Source organism: Moorella glycerini (assembly GCF_009735625.1).
Classification (GTDB): Bacteria; Bacillota; DSM-521; order Neomoorellales; family Neomoorellaceae; genus Neomoorella; species Neomoorella glycerini.
The window spans coordinates 468819-490329 of the sequence record NZ_CP046244.1; the positions used below are offsets into that span (position 1 = coordinate 468819).

At 46.6% G+C, this 21511-nt stretch carries 20 protein-coding genes; all 20 read right to left on the reverse strand.

The genetic code is table 11. The features are described from left to right. Window positions 1-132: 132 nt before the first annotated feature. The 20 genes from MGLY_RS02320 to MGLY_RS02405 all read right to left on the reverse strand — a co-directional run bounded on the left by MGLY_RS02320 (window position 133) and on the right by MGLY_RS02405 (window position 21463). Window positions 133-1422: an MFS transporter gene (locus tag MGLY_RS02320; RefSeq protein WP_156271560.1), complete on the reverse strand. Its 1290-nt coding sequence runs from the start codon at window positions 1420-1422 to the stop codon at window positions 133-135. 44 nt (window positions 1423-1466) lie between these two features. Further along, window positions 1467-2264 carry a dihydropteroate synthase gene (locus tag MGLY_RS02325; RefSeq protein ID WP_156271561.1) on the reverse strand — a complete coding sequence of 266 codons (798 nt, stop codon included), beginning with the start codon at window positions 2262-2264 and terminating at the stop codon, window positions 1467-1469. A gap of 206 nt (window positions 2265-2470) precedes the next feature. After that, window positions 2471-3859 carry an MFS transporter gene (locus MGLY_RS02330; protein ID WP_156271562.1) on the reverse strand — a complete coding sequence of 463 codons (1389 nt, stop codon included), beginning with the start codon at window positions 3857-3859 and terminating at the stop codon, window positions 2471-2473. A gap of 308 nt (window positions 3860-4167) precedes the next feature. Then, window positions 4168-5520 (reverse strand): MFS transporter, encoded by a 1353-nt coding sequence (locus MGLY_RS02335; RefSeq protein WP_156271563.1) that lies wholly within the window; start codon window positions 5518-5520, stop codon window positions 4168-4170. 173 nt (window positions 5521-5693) lie between these two features. After that, the gene (locus MGLY_RS17950) at window positions 5694-6044 is read right to left on the reverse strand and encodes a cobalamin B12-binding domain-containing protein (protein WP_211662123.1); all 351 of its coding nucleotides are present in this window, start codon (window positions 6042-6044) and stop codon (window positions 5694-5696) included. Beyond that, the gene (locus MGLY_RS17955; RefSeq protein WP_211662032.1) at window positions 6022-6321 is read right to left on the reverse strand and encodes a cobalamin B12-binding domain-containing protein; all 300 of its coding nucleotides are present in this window, start codon (window positions 6319-6321) and stop codon (window positions 6022-6024) included. The genes MGLY_RS17950 and MGLY_RS17955 overlap by 23 nt, the downstream gene beginning before the upstream one ends. 17 nt (window positions 6322-6338) lie before the next feature. Beyond that, on the reverse strand, window positions 6339-7703 hold the full coding sequence (locus MGLY_RS02345; protein ID WP_156271564.1) for a uroporphyrinogen decarboxylase family protein: 1365 nt from the start codon (window positions 7701-7703) through the stop codon (window positions 6339-6341). Window positions 7704-7741: 38 nt separating this feature from the next. Further along, the gene (locus MGLY_RS02350) at window positions 7742-9025 is read right to left on the reverse strand and encodes an MFS transporter (RefSeq protein ID WP_156271565.1); all 1284 of its coding nucleotides are present in this window, start codon (window positions 9023-9025) and stop codon (window positions 7742-7744) included. Between the two features lie 412 nt (window positions 9026-9437). Continuing rightward, the gene (locus tag MGLY_RS02355) at window positions 9438-9713 is read right to left on the reverse strand and encodes a cobalamin B12-binding domain-containing protein (RefSeq protein ID WP_246187397.1); all 276 of its coding nucleotides are present in this window, start codon (window positions 9711-9713) and stop codon (window positions 9438-9440) included. Beyond that, window positions 9698-9826 carry a hypothetical protein gene (locus tag MGLY_RS18405; RefSeq protein WP_277997886.1) on the reverse strand — a complete coding sequence of 43 codons (129 nt, stop codon included), beginning with the start codon at window positions 9824-9826 and terminating at the stop codon, window positions 9698-9700. Before MGLY_RS18405 ends, MGLY_RS02355 begins: the two co-directional genes overlap by 16 nt. Before the next feature lie 251 nt (window positions 9827-10077). Then, a complete protein-coding gene (locus MGLY_RS02360; protein WP_211662034.1) occupies window positions 10078-10743 on the reverse strand; it encodes a nitroreductase in 666 nt (221 codons plus the stop codon). Between the two features lie 28 nt (window positions 10744-10771). Beyond that, window positions 10772-11440 carry a flavodoxin family protein gene (locus tag MGLY_RS02365; protein ID WP_246187465.1) on the reverse strand — a complete coding sequence of 223 codons (669 nt, stop codon included), beginning with the start codon at window positions 11438-11440 and terminating at the stop codon, window positions 10772-10774. A 358-nt stretch (window positions 11441-11798) separates the two neighbouring features. Further along, window positions 11799-13055 (reverse strand): uroporphyrinogen decarboxylase family protein, encoded by a 1257-nt coding sequence (locus tag MGLY_RS02370; protein ID WP_156271569.1) that lies wholly within the window; start codon window positions 13053-13055, stop codon window positions 11799-11801. A gap of 3 nt (window positions 13056-13058) precedes the next feature. Beyond that, the gene (locus MGLY_RS02375) at window positions 13059-13694 is read right to left on the reverse strand and encodes a cobalamin B12-binding domain-containing protein (protein WP_156271570.1); all 636 of its coding nucleotides are present in this window, start codon (window positions 13692-13694) and stop codon (window positions 13059-13061) included. 175 nt (window positions 13695-13869) lie between these two features. Then, window positions 13870-15369 (reverse strand): MFS transporter, encoded by a 1500-nt coding sequence (locus tag MGLY_RS02380; protein ID WP_170290895.1) that lies wholly within the window; start codon window positions 15367-15369, stop codon window positions 13870-13872. Window positions 15370-15597: 228 nt separating this feature from the next. Further along, window positions 15598-16953, reverse strand: coding sequence for an MFS transporter (locus MGLY_RS02385; protein ID WP_156271572.1), 1356 nt, complete (start codon window positions 16951-16953; stop codon window positions 15598-15600). A gap of 504 nt (window positions 16954-17457) precedes the next feature. Then, on the reverse strand, window positions 17458-18081 hold the full coding sequence (locus tag MGLY_RS02395) for a cobalamin B12-binding domain-containing protein (RefSeq protein ID WP_156271573.1): 624 nt from the start codon (window positions 18079-18081) through the stop codon (window positions 17458-17460). A gap of 78 nt (window positions 18082-18159) precedes the next feature. Further along, the gene (locus MGLY_RS17755) at window positions 18160-18333 is read right to left on the reverse strand and encodes a hypothetical protein (RefSeq protein WP_170290896.1); all 174 of its coding nucleotides are present in this window, start codon (window positions 18331-18333) and stop codon (window positions 18160-18162) included. Between the two features lie 36 nt (window positions 18334-18369). Next, window positions 18370-19554, reverse strand: coding sequence for a uroporphyrinogen decarboxylase family protein (locus MGLY_RS02400; protein ID WP_156271574.1), 1185 nt, complete (start codon window positions 19552-19554; stop codon window positions 18370-18372). A gap of 661 nt (window positions 19555-20215) precedes the next feature. Continuing rightward, complete coding sequence (locus tag MGLY_RS02405) at window positions 20216-21463, reverse strand: uroporphyrinogen decarboxylase family protein (protein WP_156271575.1); 1248 nt, start codon at window positions 21461-21463, stop codon at window positions 20216-20218. Window positions 21464-21511 lie beyond the last annotated feature (48 nt).

Here is a 21511-nt window from a genome sequence, read left to right on the forward strand (position 1 = left end):
CGCCTTCCTCCTTAAGTGGCTTTACGGCAAGCCAATAAAATGTCCTTAGTGTTCCGATAGCAAATTGGTAATTGTAACCGCAGTCATAATCCTTTTGTCAAAGTAAACAGGGATGGTGGCTTCCACATCAGTTTAAGCTGTTGCAGTTTTTGTATTCACGATAGTTGCACGCTTCTCATCCATAAACGCAATGAGCGTACCACACAGGAGATAGGTGATGGCAATAGCCATCAAAACGATGAAATAGTTATTTGCCGTTAAGTCAAGGATTAAACCGAGGCCTATCGGAAAAACCACCGAGCCTAACTGAGCTATTCCATTATAAAAACCCATAGCGCTGCCTGCCTGAGGCCCGGCGACAGATTCTGCCTGCAATGTATTCAGGGGAATACCTAAAAACGGCCCTATGAGGCCCCTGACCAGCATAATTCCCCACAACACACTGGTATTGGTGGTAAGAGCCAATGCAACTATTATCAAGGCAACACCCACTGCACCTACTAAACACACCGCTTTGCGCCGCTTTAATAAGTCACAAAGAAAACCGGCTAGAGTTGGACCAAACAGACCAACCATGCTTGAAGCAGCAAAAATTCCACCTGCTACAACCAGCGAAAAACCACGCACCTTGGTAAAATAGGCTATGATCCAAGTAGTAAACCCTTGGTTAGCGCCAATGGATAAGAAACAGGCAATACAACCCAATAAAAATGACCGTTTTAATACCAGGGATAAAAAGCTCTGCGTTGTCACCGGTTTGGTAGCATCGCCGCTTCCCGCGCCGATTGCCCCCTTTGGACTGGCCTTGGCTATCCCCCGCTCTTTGGCAAATAATAGCACGGCTAATGCTACTACAATGGTCATAATACCTGCATAAGTAAAAGCGGTTTGCCATCCGGAAGTACGGATTACCGGCGCCAGGGCACCGCTGGCAATGGCTGAGCCTAAGGTCGGCCCCGTCATCATAATCCCCATGGCAGTCGCCCTTGCGCTTTTAGGAAACCATCCCAGCTGGAATTTCACTCCGGCCGAAAACAATGCGCCGCTTCCCGCTCCCGCTATAATGCGCAATATAAAGAGGGTCGCGTAGCTGTTGCCGAAGGGCAAAAGGAGAGTAAAAAGGCCTGTAACAAGCGATGATAAACCCAGGGTCAAACGGGGTCCGAACCGGTCCACAAACCATCCGGAAACGAAATTGGCCACTACATAGCCGATGTAAAATGCAGTCATCAATCCCCCTGCAGCCGTCATGCTCAATTTCATAGCTGGTGCTGCAACAGGAATGGCGGTAGACCAAACGTTCCGGTCAACAAAGGAAACAGCGTAGCTTAACATACATAAGGCAATTATAATCCAACTGTACCAGGTTATTGGCATTTCGCTGGTGCGTGTGGCTTCTACGGGTTTATTTTCTACTGCCATCTTTTTTCATCCTTTCTTAATCAAGTCGTCTTCCAGTTTATAAATTAGTCCTCCAATTTACCTTTACGGTAAGACATTAAAAAGTCCTTGCCAAACCGATCATTACCCAATAATAAATTGGTAGTTGTAACCGCAGTCATAATTTTTTTATCCAGGGGATCAAGAATAGCGGCATCCATACCGAAAGCCATGCTAATCGTTAAAAAATAACGGTTGATAAGCTTCCTTTTAGGCATGTTATATGAAATGTTGCTTAATCCCGATACCGTTTTAACCTTAAATAAACGCTTGATCTCAGCCACGGATTGGAAAAATATACTCGCATTTGTATGGCTTGCTGCCAGGGGTAGTACCAGGGGGTCGATATAAAGGTTATTCAGGTCATAATTGTACTTGGTCAATATTTCGATCATGCGTTCCGTAATCCTGACCCTATCTTCCGCAGTTTTGGGGATGCCATTTTCATCTGCAGTTAGACCAATTACCGGGCACTGGTATTCAATTATCAACGGTAACATTCCCTCAAGACGGTTTTTCTCTAGAGATACGGAGTTTATCATGACTTTGCTTTTGTCCCCCGCGACAGTATCCAAACCCTTTTTAATCGCTTCAGCCGAAGTACTGTCGATGCAGAGGGGAATATCTGTCACCTCCTGAACTGTACGCACAAGCCATTCCATATCATCCACTTCATTGCAATGGGCCGTATTCAAATCTAAATAGTCTGCTCCGGCCTCTACTTGCTTAAGCGCCAGCTCTTTTACGGCAGCAGCATCTTTGTCATTAATAATTTGACAGATATTAGGAATTGCACTATTAAGTTTTTCGCCAATAATTAACATCTACTATGTCCCTCCACATTTAAAATCTCTATTTAAGAAGCAATCAAGGCTGTCCCACCTTGTCTTCTTGTTTATACATATATTCTACTTCAATTTGATAATTCCTGCTAAGGTAACAATTTTTTTGCCGGTGTTTATAAAGAGGCCGCCGTAAAACGATGGCGTTTTACGGCGGCACTGCGTTTTTTTACCTTCGAGCTGAAAAACTAAATTGCTACCGCCTTTCTTTGCTCAATCTCATTTTGATAGGCAATAAGCTTTTCTTTTGTCAACCTGTAGCCCAGCGCTACTATTAATGCCGAGACTAATGCAAAAATACCCGGGATAAAAAGGAAGACATTGATTACTGCGTTTTTGAGTTCTAAAGAAGCAGTATTGGGATTGGCTCCTGCGACGAAGCCAGCTGCAGCCAGGACCATAGGGATTATGGTCCCCCTTGATATAATCGCTGTTTTAAGCGAGAGGTTCATCAGGCCCATAACAAAGGAGGAGGCATTTTTCCCGGTTTTCCATTCTCCATATACCGAAACGTCCGAGTACAGGCTTACCATGACAGCCGCCAATTCCCCAAGCAGTAATCTTGCAATTAATACTACTATAAAAAACAATATCAGGTTCATGGCAACAAATTTACATATGATCAATGAGGCAGCCAGGCCAAAAAGGCCAATAACTGATGCAGTTCTTGTTGATACCGCTTTAGCCAGCGGGCCGGCAATATATGCACCTATTACCTGAGCTATGGCTCCCAGCAAGAGATAAGTCGGAAACAGTGCCATGTTCTGGGCAACATAGGTGAAGTAATACGCCGCCGCTGCTGTCATAATGAAATTTACCATATACCTAAAAAAGTCCCCGATCAACAGTACGATAAGGGGTGGGTTTTGAAAAAGAGTCTTTAACATATCGCCAACGGTGACTCTGCCTGATGCCGACGCGGCAGCGCCTTGTATTTCTTCTGCTGTAGGTTCATATCCCTCGGTAATCTTAAATACTGTCCAGTATCCGATCATCATCAGGAAAGCCATAATTCCTGCTAATAACGTATACCCTAACACCTCATTATTAGTGACTTTGCCAAGGTAAATCGCCAGAGGAGGGCCGATATAGGAAAAGAAGACGCCTGATAGGGAAGTCCAGGCACCACGTCTTGAAGCCAATAGACTACGCTCATCAGGATTATTGGCCAGGACCGGGATTAAAGAAACGTTTGCCACCCAGGGGATATTCCATACAATATGACTTAAGATAAATCCGGCACAAATAATTGCCGCCGCAACCGGTTCTGGACCGATTTTTGTATACTGAAACATGTACAGCACCACAACAAACGGCGGAGCTATGAGCATCCAGGAGCGATTACGACCCCATTTTAATGGTTTCGTACCGCTAATAATAGCACCGTAAAATGGAGATAAAACCGCATCGACGATACTTGTTATCGACCCGATAAGGGCAACCATAGGAAGCGAAAACTTTGCTACGTTTGTTAAAAAGAATACAAACAAAAAAAGTTCAACGCTTGTCATTAGAGAGAATCCAAGGTCGCCAATGCCATAAAAATTTCTTATGGCCTTGCTTAACGGTTTCTTCATAAAGGCACTCTCCTTTAGTAAAATTTATATTGTTGTTTTACCAGCTAAAATTTTAGAATAGCCTGCAAAAACTAGTTTTCCTGTTTTTTTCGTCCAACAGCCAGGTCCAGCCCACCTGTCGATTCCTCCCACCCCCTTTTTAGTTTATAATCCTCCGCATTAGAGCACAGCGATCACCTGTATATTTCGTTTATAGTTAAACACCTCCCTCAAAATGTTTTACGACTTCGTTAATCCACCATTACGGGATGTGCCTCCGGGTGATATGATCGGCATATAAGACGCCGGGCAAAGTAAATAATTATCCATTAGGAGAGCTGAGCGCTAACCCTGCTTTTTATCTCTTGCTGTAATAGTCTTACTTTATCCTTAGTTAAGGGATAAAAGTACATAATCACGGCTGCTAATATACTAACAAGCATGGGCAGTACAGCAGTCATCGTCCTAATGTTTTGGATTATTACTGGGTCTTTCGTACCCGCAACAAAGCCGATATAGGCAAGTCCGTATGCTGCTATCGCGCCACCTAACAATACCCCAATTTTAATCGGGAAAATAAGAAGGCCCATATTTACAGCTCTAACACTTTTTCCTGTTTTCCATTCGCCATAATCAGCAGTATCCGAGAAAAAAGCCGGTATTGTCGCATTGGCCAGCCCGTAGCCGAACTGCGCCACAGTCACAAAAGCTATAAATAAAACAGCATTTTTCCCGGCAAAAAGATATACCAGCAACATACCTAAAAACCAGAAAGCAACACCTAAAATATACGTTATCTTTTTGTCATATTTTATTGATATATACTGGGAGACACTATTCCCTATAAATCCACCCATAAAAGTAACCGGGAGATAAAGGGAAATCAGCATTAGGTTACCAACAACATACCTGAAATAGTACATTCCAAAACCGGTCAGGATATTAGTTGCCGTTAATAGGGTTATATTTGATAACATTAAAATAAGCAAAGGTTTATTTGTTCCAAGCTGAATAATGATCTCTTTTACGCTTGGCGATTTCTGTCCCTTCGTAGCACCGGGCCGGTCATAATCTTTAGCGAGGTAAGCCAGCCAGTAAAGGCCACCGATGACGATGGCACCGTAAATAATCACTGTTAAGAAATAACCTCTGGCATCGTTACCGCCGCCCAGAAACGCGATTAGTGGTACAGTAACGGCGCCCCTCAACGCCTGGCCCAGGGTCGCGCCCTGCCCTCTCCTTACCGCTAGTTTTGCCCTTTCATCCTGGTCAGAGGTAAAGGTCGGCAGCAAGGCAAACCGGGAAGTGGAGCAAAAATTGACAAATACATACGATAGTATATAGGCTGTGCTAAGATAAGCAACCTTAATAGACATACTTACGTTTAAATCAGTAAACATTAGCAAATTAAAGACAACTACCAAAGGTGCGGCTATAAAGAGCCATGACCTGTACTTTCCCCACGGAAGGTTGCTCTTTTCAACAATCATGCCGATAATAGGTACATCAATAACGTCTACGATTCTGCCAATCAACAAAATTGTTGCTACAACGGCCGTAGGGATCAACGCAGTATCTGTTAAAAAAAAGGCAATATATTGTACTCCCATCGTTGTCAAGAATCCGAGTGCAAATTCTTGAAAAAAATACGCAAAATATATAACGTTACTTAAGCCTGCCATTTCTTTCTCCCCCCTAAGGTTACCTGGATTTTCCGGCCTCCAACAGCAATATTCTTACGAAAGAAGGTAGGCAGTGGTGGAAGTTGTAGTTTGCAGGACAATTATCCACCTTCCACCACTGATTTTAAGCCGGGGTTTAAAACGAAGACACGACCGGCCGCTCTTACAGGAGATTAGCCAAAAACGCGTTTACAAAAGCTTACTCCCGTCTGAGCGTCGGTAGCAAAGGCGTCAGCGCCTGTATAGCGGCGGACAATCTCACTGCAAATCGTACCGCCGATAATGATCTGGACCTGATCCCTTACCCCTGCTGCGGTAATGGCATCAACCACACTTTTCATCTCCGGGTAGGTGGAGTTGAGGAGGGCACTGAGACCCAATACCTTTGCCCTGGTCTCACGCACTGCATCTACAAATTTCTCGGCCGGTACATCAACGCCAAGGTCTACGACCTGGAAGCCATGACTGCGCAGGAGCTTGACAACTATGTTCTTGCCAATGTCATGGATATGTGCCTTTAACAGTACCGATCACTACTGTCCCGGCTGACTGTTCTCCCCCGCCGATACTCGCCAGCAGCGGTTCCAGCTTGGCCATAACGCCCTGCAGGATCTCGGCGGAAAACATCAACTCTGTTAAGTAATACTGGCCGGAGGCGAAAAGGTCCCCTACGGCTGCAATTCCTTCATTGCACTCTTTGATAATATCCACGGGAGAGATACCCTGTTGGAGTTTTTCATCTACAAGGGCACTTACTCTGTCTTCGTTTAAATCTCTCAAGGCTTCTGCAATATTGGTCATATTTATGTTTCTCCTTTCTACTGACTAAGCAGCCAGCTGTAGGCCATCCTCTCGAACCGATCCCACCACTGCTTGATCAACTGCTCATCGCCAGGAATTGTCCAGCCATTTTCCGCCTTGATGACTTCCCACGGTGTAACAACACCTGCCTCGGGAAATTTTACGTATCCTGTCCCCGCCGGGGCAGTCTTGGGCGCCGGGGGTGGGCCGTCATGGTACCTGCCGTATTCCATTACAGCGTCGATAAGGGCGCGGAAGTTTTCCGGTCTGGTATCCTGCGGGATGTGACCGGGACCATTGGGTATCCAGCCACCGTCCTTGCCGACAGTTTCGCACAACAGCTTGACCCTCTCGCGGACCTCTTCAGGACTACCCAGGATCAGCATGTCGGTAGGAATGCCACCAGTAATGCACTGCTGGAACCCAAAATCTGATTTGGCTTTAAAGATATCGGCCTCGTTATCGATATCACACAGGACTGTCCCTTTGGGGAATTCCGCCATATGGTGCCAGTGCGGGCCCCAATTACCTTCCAGGAAGACCCGGAACTTATAGCCCGCTTCAATCAACTTCATGACACCCTTCTTGAATGTCGGCCAGTAGAATGTATCAAATTGCTTTGGCGACAGGAAGCAAGGCTTATGGGTAGCGATGAAAATTGGCAACTGCTTTTGCGGATCGGCGGTAGCTAAGGCCCTGGTCAATTGAAATTCTAATATCACCTCGCAAGCCTCGAGGACGTTATCCGGCTGCCTGAACATGTCCCTCATAATCCCATTAAAGCCACGATAAGCATCGGATAGGAAATCAAAAGGCGCGGTAAAGCCACCCATAACCGGTACCGGCATTCCAGCTTCATTTTTCAACCGGGTAACTCGTTCCCGGTTTATCGCGGCGACCATCCCCATGGCTATGCCCGACTTCAAAAAGGCTACATAGGAGCGGGTGGAACCTCTTTCACTGAACTCGCCAAGGATGCGAGGCAGATAAACATTCATCCTGTAACCTGCCGGGTCTTCGATGAACATCCTGTACTCATCAGCCTTCATCCATTCCTGCTCATTAAACTGCTGCAAGGATGTGGGCGGAAGATCACGCCCCGGGACTTTCCAGAGGCGATGGTTTGTAATATCCCAGGGAGGAGCCCAGGAGATGTTGGTCCGGAACGTATCCACCTCCGGGTACTTTTTCGCGAAGTCAACTTCCATTTGGGCCCAGATTTGGGGATCGTACATAATCTGCTGATACGTGTAGCCTGAGATTTTTTCAGCAAAATAGTTAGTCGCGAATGCTAGAGGCACGCGATCGGTAGGCTCCAGGGCAATAGCTGCCTGGTAACGTCCCAGCCTCTGGTTATAAAGTTCCTTGACCTCGTTCGACATCTGAAATTCCTCCCTTAGTTGTAATTAACAGTCTACATTTAAGCAGCCGCCGTTGGCTTTGTAGTCACTTTAACAGTCTCTTCCATTCCAAAACCGACAAGCAGACCAACCACCAAATAGGCTGTGGCCAGCGACATCAAGACAATGAAGAAATTCCCACCGCTAACATCGAGGAGCAACCCCAGCACTACCGGGAAAATTACCGACCCTAACTGGCATATTCCATTGTAAATCCCCATGGCCCTCCCGGCATAAGGCCCTACCACTGTTTCTGCCTGCATGGTGTTAATAAGACTTAAAAACGCCCCGATTATAATCCTAAGGACCAAAAATGTTGTTAACAAGGCAACATTCGTAGTGAAAAGCAAAGCGGCAGTAAAAACGAATCCACCAACGGCGCCTATATAACAGGGCTTTTTACGCGCCTTTAACAGGTCGGAAATTATCCCGACGGAAGTACCAGTAAATAAAGCAACTAAACCTGTCCCCGCAAGAAGCGCTCCTGCCTTAGCCAGAGAAAACCCCTGGACTTTGGTAAAATAGAGCATAATCCACGTAGTCCACCCCTGGCCAATACCGACCATCACCATCTGTGCAACACAACCTACAATGAACGAGCGCTTTAAAAGGACAGCAAGCAAAGCTTTCCTGTCTGCCGCTTTTTCTTCCGGGGTTAATACCCGCACCGATTTAGAGGCAGTACCCAAAGCAGATCCTCTCTCTTTAGCAAAAAAGAAGGTGAGCACAGCTACTGTCAGGGTTACAAGCGCAGCTATTTTAAAACCTGTTTGCCATCCTTTGGCCTGAATTAGAGGAGCAAAGGCACCGTTAGCTATAACCCCGCCTAAAGCCGGTCCGGTCATCACTAACCCCATGGCCGTTGCCCTGGCTTTCTGCGGGAACCATGCCAGTTGAAACTTCACACCACCTGAGAACAATGGGCCAGCCGCAATACCTGCGCCTACACGCAAGAGAAAGATCGTAACGTAACTACTTGCGAAGGGGATCAAAAGCGTAAACAAGCCGGTAAAAAACGAGGCTGCAGCCAGCGTCTTCCGCGGGCCAAAACGGTCGACAAAAAAGCCTGAAAAGAAATTAGCGGCAACGTATCCAATATAAAAAGCGGTCATTAAGCCTCCAGCTTGGGTCATACTCAGCTTCAAAGCGGGAGCTGCAACCGGGAGTGCTGTTGACCATACGTTTCTGGAGACAAAAGAAACCGCATAACTCAGCAGGCATAGCACTGCTACGACCCAACTATACCAAACGAGCGGCAGCTCTTCTGTCCCAGGATTTCCTGGCTTGTCTTTTGCTAATGTCATTTTTTCTCCTCCTACCTTTTAAATCTAGTCTAAACGTCCTATCGCGTCATCTCATGTCTTAAATTGCGCGTTTAATCTTGTATAAACCAGATTTCCCATAATTATCTCGGTATCCATTATTTTATTTAGGCAAAGGATTAAATTCATTCTTTTGGATGCATTCGCCCAATTGGTGACATTTGCCACATGTGCAACACTAATTACGTTTGGCTTCTAATAAGCCAGCTGGATAATGGAATGGTGTATTATCCGGCCCGTAATAGCAATATTCTCTCGAAAGAGTGTTACCAGTGGTGGAAGTTGTGGTTTGCTAGACAATTCCACACCTTCCACCACTGGAATTTGCAGGTGATTTTGTGGTATGATAATGGGTAGTCCGGCTTCGAAATTAGGAACTAGTTATTGCAGGCAATTAAGCATAAACGCGCTTACAGAAATTCACTCCAGTCTGAGCATCGGTAGCAAACGCATCAGCACCGGTATACTGGCGAACAGTCTCGCTACAAATCGTACCGCCGATGATGATCTGGACCTGATCCCTTAGCCCCGCTTCGGTAATGGCATCAACGACACCCTTCATCTCCGGATAGGTGGAGTTTAGCAGGGCACTGAGACCCAATACTTTTGCACCGGTTTCGCGCACTGCGTCCACGAACTTCTCGGCCGGTACATCTACGCCAAGGTCCACAACTTGGAAGCCATGGCTACCAGGAAAGATTTCGGGTTAAAAAAATTATTGCAGAGGCCCGGAAGCTGGGTCTCGAGGTAAGAGAAGTCACCCAGGTCGTTTAACAGTTGCATTCTCCAGAAGGATTAACCCGGCTGATGCAAGTTCATGCATTTGCTAACTTGTTATTGCCTTTTTACGCCTTAACTGGTAGTAATAATTCTTGGCAAAGATCAATTGATTAGAGTTATTTTCGTACTAACAATAATCATACTCAACTAAATTACGCTCATACCGACCTATGTTATGTGCACACCGAAGCGAGAACCTTTTTTGGACAAAGAAGCAACGGCCTACTAGCACGATTGAAGCCGCGCTTCTATAGTTACAAATCTATAAACCTTACAACTTCACTAATTGGCCTGCGCGGGCTTCTGAATTTATTCTGGGGATGTTCATAGTCGATATAACCCAGGGCAATCCCGATGACAATGGCCAGTTCCGGCGGGACTCCTAACTCAGCCCGGATTAAATCAGGATAAGCCGCCATCTGAACCGCAGTCGCTGTGCCCAAACCATACTGTGCGGCTGCCAGCATAATGCTCTGCGCAAGCAAACCGAGATCAAACATCGACCAGGCTGTCAGGGTACGATCCATGCAGAGAAAAATGACGGTGGGTGCCCCGAAGAATTTAAAGTTTAATTCCGTAAGGGCCCGTCTTCCTTGCTCATCATTGCGATCGATTCCGAGGGCATTAAAGCGCTTCCTTCCCAGTTCTTGCGTACGTTCCTTTAAAGCAGGAGGCCATTCTTGGGGCCTGCTGATATCCGGGTTAACCGGGACATTTTTGCTAAAATTCCCCAGATAAGCCTCCCGCAACCTCTGTAAAGCGCTTCCGCTGGCAACAAAGATTTCCCAGGGTTGAGTATTAGCCCATGAAGGAGCGCGCAATGCCCCTTCCAGTACAGTATAAATTGTATTCCTGTCCACAGGTTCAGGTTTGAATGTGCGGCATGTAAAACGGGAATTCAGCGCGTCCATCACATTCATATTTTTTATACCCTCCACTCAAAAAAGTCTATAACCAACCTTTTTCTTGTATATAGCGGTACTCCCACTCCCAGACATCTTTATTTCTAAGGATCACCTGGCGGTAATGGTTGCGCAGCCGCTCCTGTTCTTCTAGCTGCTCGGGAAACTCTCGCTTCTCAGCAATGGCCCGCGCCAGGGTCACACCTAGATCCCGCGCTCGGCTAAGTAGCTCTGCCTCCTCCGGCAACAGGCCTCCAGGTATTGTACATGCCATCCGGTCTACAACCTGTACTCCTATCCGCCGCAACACTTTCTCCATATAATTGGCCGCATCTTCATGGCCCGAACCGTTTGCTGTACTTATCACCATCCCGTATTTTCCTGCCAGGCGTTGACAGTGAATGGCGTTTGCCAGCCGATCAAACCATGTCTTGAGCTGCGCCGTAATATGGCCGGCATAAACCGGACTACCTAAAATTATTCCTTCCGCCTGTAATATTTCACCAAATAAAGAGTTAAAACTGTCTTTCTGAATACACTCGCCCAGCTTATGACATTTGCCGCAACCAAAACAGTAATTAATTTTACTTTCACTTAAATCGACATATTCCGTCTCCGCACCTTCGAGTTGCGCTCCAGCCAGGACTTGCTTGAGAAGCTGGGCAGTCCGGCTATTGTTTTTCCTAGGGCTACCGCAAAGAGCAAATATTTTCATAGCCACCGGTTGCCTGAAGGGGCAACCCCTTACCCTCCTCGTAATTTTTTGTCTGGATGTAACCGTGAGTGCCGGCAGCAAAGAATAGCTTCAGCGTTCTTGATATTCTGGCATACCCTCTGCGTAAGTCAACCTGGTTGGTCCGGGCTTACCCTTAAACACCCCCCAGATATTATTAACCCCTGCCCTTTTATACTACCAATTGTCTTCTCATTTAGATATATATACTGTCTACCTGTCTATAATACTTTTGTTAGTAAATTAATATGACATTCATTTACCAATTCCTGCCTTGTTAACAAAAGAACTAGATTGTTTTTTCTGTTTTCCGACTATTGCTCTATATAAGACTACCTGCTCATACCGCAGTCCCATATTCTTTAGTAGCATCTACCCACACTTTAACAAGCTCGGGGTTACATTCGTCTAAGGCAACGCTGGCCGACATTATGAAACCGCCATTCTTGCCGAGGGCCTTGCACATTTTCCTGGTATACTCCCGCACTTGTTCATGAGAACCACCCTCAAGCAACGATACCGGGAAACCGCCTACTATCGTCATTACGTCGCCTACGATTTCCTTCACCTTGAACATATTGCTGCTTTGGAACATGCCGATCGTCTTGCCCTTTGGCAACTCCCGCAGGTACTCGAGGCGCTGGTCCCAGACGCCTTCATAAAACGGGTATGGTTTCAGCCCCGCCTTGATGAGATCCAGCATCAGTGCCTTTAACTGGGGCCAGTAAAAAGTCTCAAACTGTTCTATGGACATGAACCCGTCTGAACCGCGATGCAGCGGGATAAAGATTAGTTTTCTCCCGGTCGCGCTGGTAGTCTGAATAACCTGTTCCACTGAGAAGCGGCGGATTTTTTCCTGGGCCGCCAATAACTTGTCCGGGCAGCGGTACATATCCAAAAAAACTCCCCGCATGCCGCGTAAATTGTCGGCCAGAAGGTCAAAAGGCGCCAGAGTGGTTGCACCAAAGACCCGCACATCTACCGGGAAGCCCAATGCCTCCATCCGGCGGGCATACTCTGCAGTCCGGGTCGCCGACTGCGCATACCAGTCCGCTACCTTTAACAGGGCTTCCAGCGCCGAACGCAGGGACGGTTTGTTAAGCACTGCAACCCCTGCTAGGCCACCATATCCTCTCAGGAAAGACGTAAGTACAGGTAAATCGGCAAATCCTTCCAGGGCGCTGTAGATACGCGGGACAAACTTGCGCAGCGTAAAGTCGGAAGGATCTTCGATAAACTCATCATACTCTTCGGCTTTCATGAACTCGCCTTCAACAAACTGAAAGGGCTGGTCCGGCCCCAGGCCGTAACCGGGCCACTTGGTCTGCCGGTCGCCCAGTATTACGCTCGGCATGTGAGTACCAAATGTACCTATTCCAAAGGCAGCGTCCGGCTGGTAGTAGAGAGCCCATTTTTCGAGGAGTTCCTGTGCCTTATCAGGGTTGTCATGCAGTTCCTGTTTGGTGACGCCGCCAAGACGGGCCAGCATGTAACTGAAATTCAATGTAATGGGCACCCGGTCCGGTACCTTCATGTCGTACGCGTCTAAAATACGCTGGCGGCGCTCCGCCAGGAGTTTTTCAGGAGAGGTGGTCATTTGCTATTTCACCCCCGTCCACTGTTTGGCAATCGTTACCGCCGCCACGGCGTCAGGACCGTAGGCATCGGCTCCGGCGAAGGCCCGTATGTGTTCGTCCACCGAACCGCCGCCGACCATTATCTTAACTTCATCCCGCAGGCCGGCCTCTTTAATGGCAGCCACCGTTTCTTTCATGGTCGTATGGGCCACGGTCAAGAGGCCGCTCAGACCCACCACCTGGGGTTTGAAAGACTTGATATGTTCCACAAAGGTTTCCGGTGGCACATCCACGCCGATGTCCAGGACGTCGAAACCGTTCACCTCCAGCATAAACGTTACGATGTTCTTACCGATGTCGTGAATATCCCCTTTTACAGTGCCTATCAGGACTTTGCCGCCTTTCTTGCCATCCGCGCCAGACGTACGAAGGTAGGGCTTAACTTCGCTCGAAATTTGCGTCATTATTTCCCCTACGTAGACCAAATCCGGAAGAAAATACTTCCCCTCCTGAAACCGTTCCCCCACTATTACTGTGGCCTCCCGGCATTCCTCCAGGATGGCCGCAGGATCGCTGCCGCCTGCCAGCATCTCCTTGACCAACTTTAGAGCTTCCGCCTCACGCAGATCGGCAATGGCATCTACCAGCTTCTTATCCATTTCTTGACCCCCTCACTTGTTAGACTTCTCTTATGGGCGAATATACCCCTTGACATCCGCAAGCCGCCCCATTCCCGGAGGGAGGCATCAACAACTCGCCATGTTCACCCTACGGCGTTTGCCGACAGCATTCGACAACAATTCCAATCTAAAGCTTGTTATATAGTAGTAAAAACTAGGATGATGCAGCCCTGGTGTCAGCCTGAGACTTGAAGTTTCTTTGGGAAATTCTTAATCCATTAAGTGCTACAAGGGTGGCGATTATACGGAGGGTTATAGCCAGCGCTAATGACCACTTATATGCGCCAGTAAGGTCTCTGATAAACGCACCTACGTAGGGGCCTAAAACGATCCCTAGCCCTACTGAAAAGGCGTTTAGCACAGTCATGATTGTTCCTATAGATTTTCTCCCAAACAAATAGGGAACGGCCGCATAATGTACAGTGGGCTCGCCTCCAAATAAGAAATACCAGATTGCACCTGCTATCATAATCCATGCTACACTTGTGTACCCCAGATAAAATACGGCAATCATTACTCCAGATGTAAAATACACTATTGGAAGAGTCCTCCAGGGTCCTCCAATTCTATCCATCAGATTACCCCATATCAATCTCCCGGCAGCGCCGGCGAGGGCGGTGAGGGTTAAGAACATTGGTACCACTGTTCTTACAACATATTGCCTATCTGTTCCAGTCTTGGTTAACCCTTCTAATATTATCATAGATACGTTTGTCGTAAAGAACAGGGCTGCGAAAGCTGCACAGAAGAAACATGTATACAGATGCCAGAACCTTATATCCTTCACGGCCTCTTTCAGAGTAAAGTGCTCTTTCCCAGCCGGTGTTGTCTTTTCTCCCGCCCCGCTTTTGGGCTTCTGCCCGAAAGGTACCCAATCAGGAGAGGGCACCTTCCATAACATAACCCCTCCATAAAGTACAACGAATCCTATACATGCCAGAATCCGGAAGAGGTTAGAAAAACCCAGGCTCTTTATCAAAACCGCTGTAATAGGTGCATAAATAGTTGTTGCCAAACCTGTCCCGGCAGCAGCTATCCCCATTGCTGTTCCAATCTTGTCGGGGAACCACCTGGCCATTGTAGCAGGCCACGTGCCACCATACAGCCCGATTCCGAATCCAATGACTGCACTACCGATATACCAGTAGTACTTGGCTGCAACCCATTCCATCGGAGTTAGCGTCAGCGACACAATTACCGCACCTGCCACAAAAATAGCACCCGCCAGCGCCAGTGGGATTTTGGGACCATATTTGTCAAAAAGCAGACCGGCAATCGGTGGTCCAATTACCATACTACCGACGCCTGTTAAAGATGAAGCAAGGGCTACTTGGGCAACTACGTTTAATTTATAATGCTCCATAATATAGGGGTAGAACAGCGTCCATAAGCCAGTTATATAAACACTCATACCTATGATAAATGCTGCTACCGGATAGAACCACCTATACCTTTCTCCGGCACCTTTGTCCAACAACACTTTCTGTGCCTCCATTCTAAAGAATTCATTCTTAATTGAGTCCTTGTTGGGGCCGGCACCGGCATTATTTTCCGAATACTTCCGTAGCCACCTTAACTCCATCAGTGACCGTGGTGGCAAAATAGTCGGTGCCTGTTCCAGCCAATCAGCACCTTGGTGTCTAGTTGCCGGCAACTACCCTCAGTTCTGTCAATGCTTATACCTGTTAATACCAATTTGAGTGCTGCATAATTTACATCTACTTTATGTTTTCGCAACCGCAACGCAACTTCATATACCGGAAGGAAATTATTTAGATAAAATCTGACCTAGCCTCATATACCAGTCTATACAAAAGCATCTACTGTCCCCTTGATCATCAGGACACAAACGAAAAGAGAAGTAAATTTTTTAGCAAAATACTTAAAAAGTCGGACTTCGTCTTGCCTGAATTTCTATTCTTATTTGGTTGACTCTTTCCTCCTTCAGAGGATAGAACAGTACCGTTACTAACGCGAGCGCACCAAAAATGCCAGGAACGAATGTTGCTATTGTACTGATGCCCCTGCTCAATTCAGCAGTAGGTTGTACATTAGCAACATAGCCAATGGCAGCAAGGGCAAAACCGTTCACCGCCCCAGCTAAGGCCACTCCAATTTTAATCGGGAGCGCACTCATGGCCATAATTAGCGCCCTGGCGTTTTTACCCGTTTTCCATTCAGCATATTCCACAGTATCTGCAAACAAAGCTGCTTGTATTGATTGATCTATATACACACCAAACGTGGCTATGGCACAAAGGACTATAAATGTTATGGCATCCCTGGCAAATAACCATGCTAATAGCAAACATATGGTTTCAGTAGCCACGCCAATTATATATGTTGTCTTTTTGGGAATCTTCCTGGCTATTAATTCACCAAAAATAGCACCCAGTAGTCCTGCTATGTTTACAATTGGGAAGAAAGCGCTCACCAAAAGCATGTTACGGGCTACATATTTGAAATAATAGACAGCAAATCCTAGCAATGCCCACCTGGAAGTAAAACGTAGTGACTCTACGAGCATCAATACAAGCAGGGGAGGATTCGTAAAAACCTGTATTAGCATATCCTTTAAAGTTATCGTCTCCTTTTTACTTTCCGGTCTTGGCCCAGCATCAAAAGGCTTTATAATATGAGCCACTAACCTGTAACCTAGCACCTGTAAGATGGTGAATATAATGATCGTTAACAAGAAACCCTTTGCTTCGTTGCCAGCACCTAGAGCAATAATCAGAGGCATAGCAATAAGACCGAAAATTATCTGAGCTATTGAGGTGGTCTGTGCTCTCCTGGAAGAAAGGCGTACCCTGTCAACCGGATCATTGGCTAAGACAGGTATAAGGGCTACATATGCTGACCAGGCAAAATTTACGGAAACATGTGCCAACACATAGGCTGTTCCCAAAAAAATTGCTTTAGCGCCGACAGTCATATTAAGATTAGTAAACATTAATATAAATAATATTGCCGTACTAAACGGGCAAATCAATATCCACGAACGGTATTTACCCCATTTCATATTTGATTTTTCAATAAGCCCACCAACAATAGGTACAGACACAGCATCAGCAATCCTAGCAATTAATAAGATTGTTCCTACGGTGGCCGCCCCAATGCGCGCCACATCAGTAAGAAAATAGGCATAATAGTTTACTGCTACCGCCATCATGATGGAAAAACCCATTTCCCCGATGCAGAATAAATTTATAACACTAGCTTTCAGTTTCTCAGCCACAGCGCTCCCCTCCTTTATTTATTTTGTATTAAGTTATGGTACGGGGGTTGAACCCAATTCGATATAGTTGCCGCCGATGAACACCTTGGTATCCAAACCAACGTCCCGGATCGCCCTAATGGTTTCTTTCATCGCCCCGTGGTAATCATATTAATGACGCTGTTGTTTAAATACTCTGATATGTCCTGTTCTCTCATCTTGTCCCCACAAATATCATTCCCAGCTTCGCTGGAAGTCTATGACTTCCAGCGAAGCTGGCTCGAAGGACAACATCATCGACGGCAGAAGGTTCGTCACTCGAAAGCCGTTCCTCTTTTCAGCCCGTTTAACGCCGTCAACCTGGCCACCCTTCCGAAAAGGCTTTAAACTCTGTGCAACAGGATGAGTGGCATACAGTCCTGTAGTCTTGTTGGGGACGACCAGGACCCATACCTGTCAAAGAACAATCCCTTACTCTGTAGCTCAAATCTAGGGAGTCCTGTCCAATCCTTAAGCCGCTAAACCTTATTGACCAAACACCTCATTAGCCACCTTAAGGCCATCGCTAGCGGTGGTGGCAAAATAATCCGCACCTACATGCTGTTTTACCGTCTCGTTGATATAGTTGCCACCTATTATCACTTTGGTATTCAAGCCCTCACCTCGAATAACATCGATGGTTTCCTTCAACGCCGGCTGGCAACTCGTCAGCAGCACGCTCATGCCCACCAGAGGTGCTCCCGTTTCCTTTATAGCCTCCACAAACTTCTCCTTGGGTACGTCTACACCCAGATCCACAACCTTATACCCCGAACCTCTAAGAAGCATTATCACGATGTTCTTACCTAGATCGTGGATGTCCCCCTTAACCGTACCGATGACAATCGTCCCTTTATGTTCGGTTCCCTGTCCGGTTAAATGGGGCCCTAAAAGATCCATAGCTCCCTTCATAATCTCGCCGGCCATAACTAGCTCGCTCAAGAAATAATCGCCACGCTCAAAGCGGTTGCCTACTTCTACCATCCCTTCTTGCAAAGCCTTAACAATCTCCAAAGAGGCTGCTCCGTTCCCCAATAGCTCCTTAACCCCGGCTAATACCTGTTCCTCTTCCAGTTCAGCCATGGCTTTGGTTAAGGTTTCCCTGGACATATTTATCTCCTCCATTCCTCTATCACGCATTGTGGTACGATGGCTTCGCTACACCGGGCTCGAGGCAATTCTTTTACGCTACCTTTGTACCCAGAACCATATGAAAGCATAAGCAAAAGCATCCAGTTTTTCCCATTCAGCCTTTACTATCTCCTCATCCCCGGCCAGCTCCCCGAACTCTTCCTTCTTGATCCTCCAGGGTAAGCAGGTGCCTGGTTCGGGTACAAAAGAGGTTATCTTGCTTTCTCCCATCGGTACCTAATCCTCCTTTTATGGTATATTCGACCCTTAATAAACCCCGTACTCTCGTGCTGCTTCTGTCATAGCAATAATGTTCTCCCGCTTGGCATCACCCATTACCACGCCTCCTGGACCAAGGACAAATCCGCCATCGCAAGCCAGCTCATCAATGGCGCGTTTTACACAATCCTTTACTTCTTGCGGCGTACCGTAGGTCAAAAGGGTAGTGGGAACACCACCGAACAGACAGAACCTGCCGCCGAGGATCTCCTTCGCCTTCTTAGCGTCTGTTGTATCGATTACGAAGACAATGCTCTTTTCCGGAAGCTCGGCGATCTTATCCAGGTAGGGCGTCCAATCACCTTCAGCAAAGAACCACGTCCTCTTACCTTTAGCCCAGAGACCTTCGATTACTGCTTTCAAGGTCGGCCAGTAAAACTTCTCCCATTGCTCCCTGCTCAGGAAGGGATAGGCGCCCTTGTGTAACGGAGCGGAGCACGGCAGGGTCGTGTCTCCCCGGGAACCGATCATGGCGTAGGCGATATTATGAGGCACAAGAGCTTCACAGGCGGCCAGAACCTTTTCCGGCCGGCGCCTGAGGTCGGTTAGAATACCTTTGGTACCCCGCAAGGTGTCTCCCAGCGTATCGAAGGGCGCTTTAGTGAAGCCACTTGTACCTGCAACTAACCCATATTCTTTTCTCCATCTTTGGGCCGCAGCGCCCATTATATTGCCTTGCATGGCATAAGCCGCCGCACTCTTGAGGAGGGCGATACTGGCACGGTAGGATCCCGGCTCCGCAAACTCTTCGTTGATACGCGGTAAATAATTCTTAACCAGCCATCCCGTGGGATCAGCTATAAAATCGTCATACTCATCCGGCCCCATATATTCTGCCTCTACATACTGAAAAGTGGATTCCTTGGGTAGATGGAAGCCAGGAAAACGGTATAACTTAGAGCCAAATGCATCAAACATGGGTGGCCACCATAAAGAGGGTCCTCCCCGGAAAAGGTCAAAGTCCAAATCGCGCAGGACTCTGTCAATTTCTTGGGTCGTTATTTCAATAGCTTTATTTAAATCGTAATATATCTCCTGTAAATAAGTATCTGTATATTTAACTATCCATTCTCCCACGGAGAAGCCAACCGGAACCTTATCCGGCTTCCCGCATTCCAGAACTGTAAGGTAACGATTCAGCCTCTCTTGAAAAAGTTTCTCTTTATCGCTCATTTTCGGTAGCCCTCCTTTGTTTTTTCTTCTGCTTCGGTACTCTTATGTTGGATATCGACCCGAATTACTTGCAGGAACTGAGATAAACTAGGCGATTCAATCTCTTGAACTACTAAATTATTAAGTAGGCAGATGTAGTCCCCCCTCTTCGTGGTTTACCAAAATTAACGAATGCTGATATATCTACCACCTATTCCCTAGATAGCTTTCACCAGGTGACGTCCAATTGCCTGGTTTCTCCACCTGCCCAAAAGGCGCTCTATAACCAACCCTTCTCCCTCCAATAACGCTGCTCCCACTCCCAGGCATCCTTATTTCTAAGGATCGCTTGCCGGAAATAATTTCGCCTCCTATGACTTTTTCTAGGGCTATTGCAAATAGCAAATATTTTCATGGTCCTGGTTGCCCGAACGGCAACCTCTTCACCCCCTTTAGCTTGGTAATTATTATTAAACTTTTCATCTTTTTCCTCTCTAATTGTCTATCTATATAAATTATATGCTCGCTACTTGTCTATCCATAATAGATTATTGTGTTTAATTTATTTGACATTTATATGCCGATTCCTGCTTTGTAATAAAAGATCTATCAATTTTTTATTTTAGTTTTCTGATCATTAGTCCTTTTGCTTACTTACCATGGGAGAGACGGGCCGCTCCGATCAGGTATATACTCCATACTCTTTGGTAAAGTCGAACATGGCCCTTATGTTCTCTATTTTGGCGTCCTCCACATTTACTGAAGAATCCATTATAAAACCGCCTTTTTTACCAACCACATCGATCAATTTCCGGCAATAATTCTTCACTTCTTCAGGAGTCCCCAAGCACAACAATGATATAGGGACATTACCCCGCAGGCATATCCGGTCACCGAGAATCTCCTTTGCCTTAAAAATATCTGTATTTTCTAACTGGTAAACAACCTTACCCGGCGGTACATCCCGCATTATTTCAAGCCGTGATGTATGGTCGGCTTCTACAAAAACTACCGGATTCATCCCTTCAGCAACTAAACCCACTATTAATTCTCTTAAAGTAGGCCAATAGAAAGTCTTGAACTGCTCTTCGTTCATAAAATTATCGGAACCCTTATGGAGAGGAATAAAGATTCTGGGATTGCCACTTCTCTTCCCGGCGGCGACTCCCATCTCAATCATCCATGGTGTTAGCACGTCGAGCGCTTTAAGCAGTTTTTCGGGACGGCGGTACATATCCAACATGATACCCCGGGTACCCCGGAAGTAATCTCCTAATGTATCAAATGGTGCCTGGGTAGTGCCGCCGTTTGATAGGGGAAATCCCCTCTTCCTCATTTCCTGGTTATATTTACTTGCATAAGTTGCGGAGCGCAATGCGGCTTCCCCGGCCTTTTTAAGTGCCTCCAGGGCTTGCTGTACTTCTTCGGTACCGAAAGGCGCCAGGGCATTCAGCCTACCGTAGTTATAAATATATTTCATGGGGGCTATTTTACTTAACGGTTCCAGCGCCCCACAGATCCGCGGCAGGTATTTTCTTATAATCCAATCAGTAGGATCTTTAATGAAATGATCATATTCTTCGGGTTTCATATATTCATCTTCTACAAACTGGTATGGCATATTAGGTTTTACGCCTCTTCCAGGCCATCTCAGCTGTTTAAAATCAAGAACGTCAAGGATGGGGCCTAAAAACCGAAGGCCAAACGGATTTTCAGCTAAATCGGGCTCAAAATCTTCATGCACTTTAATTGCTGCCGTCATTATTTTTTCAGGGTCATACATGTATTCTTCATAGGTTATACCTGCGTAGCGTGCTGGGAAAAAACCCCATCCTACTACAATGGGTACCCTGTCTGGAACCTGGAGAGCAATTGCATCTTCTACCCTTTTTAACCTTTCTTGGTATAACTCCTCAGGTCTCTTGACCATATTGGGCAACCCTCCTTAATTTAATATTTAAATATATCAACAAAAACT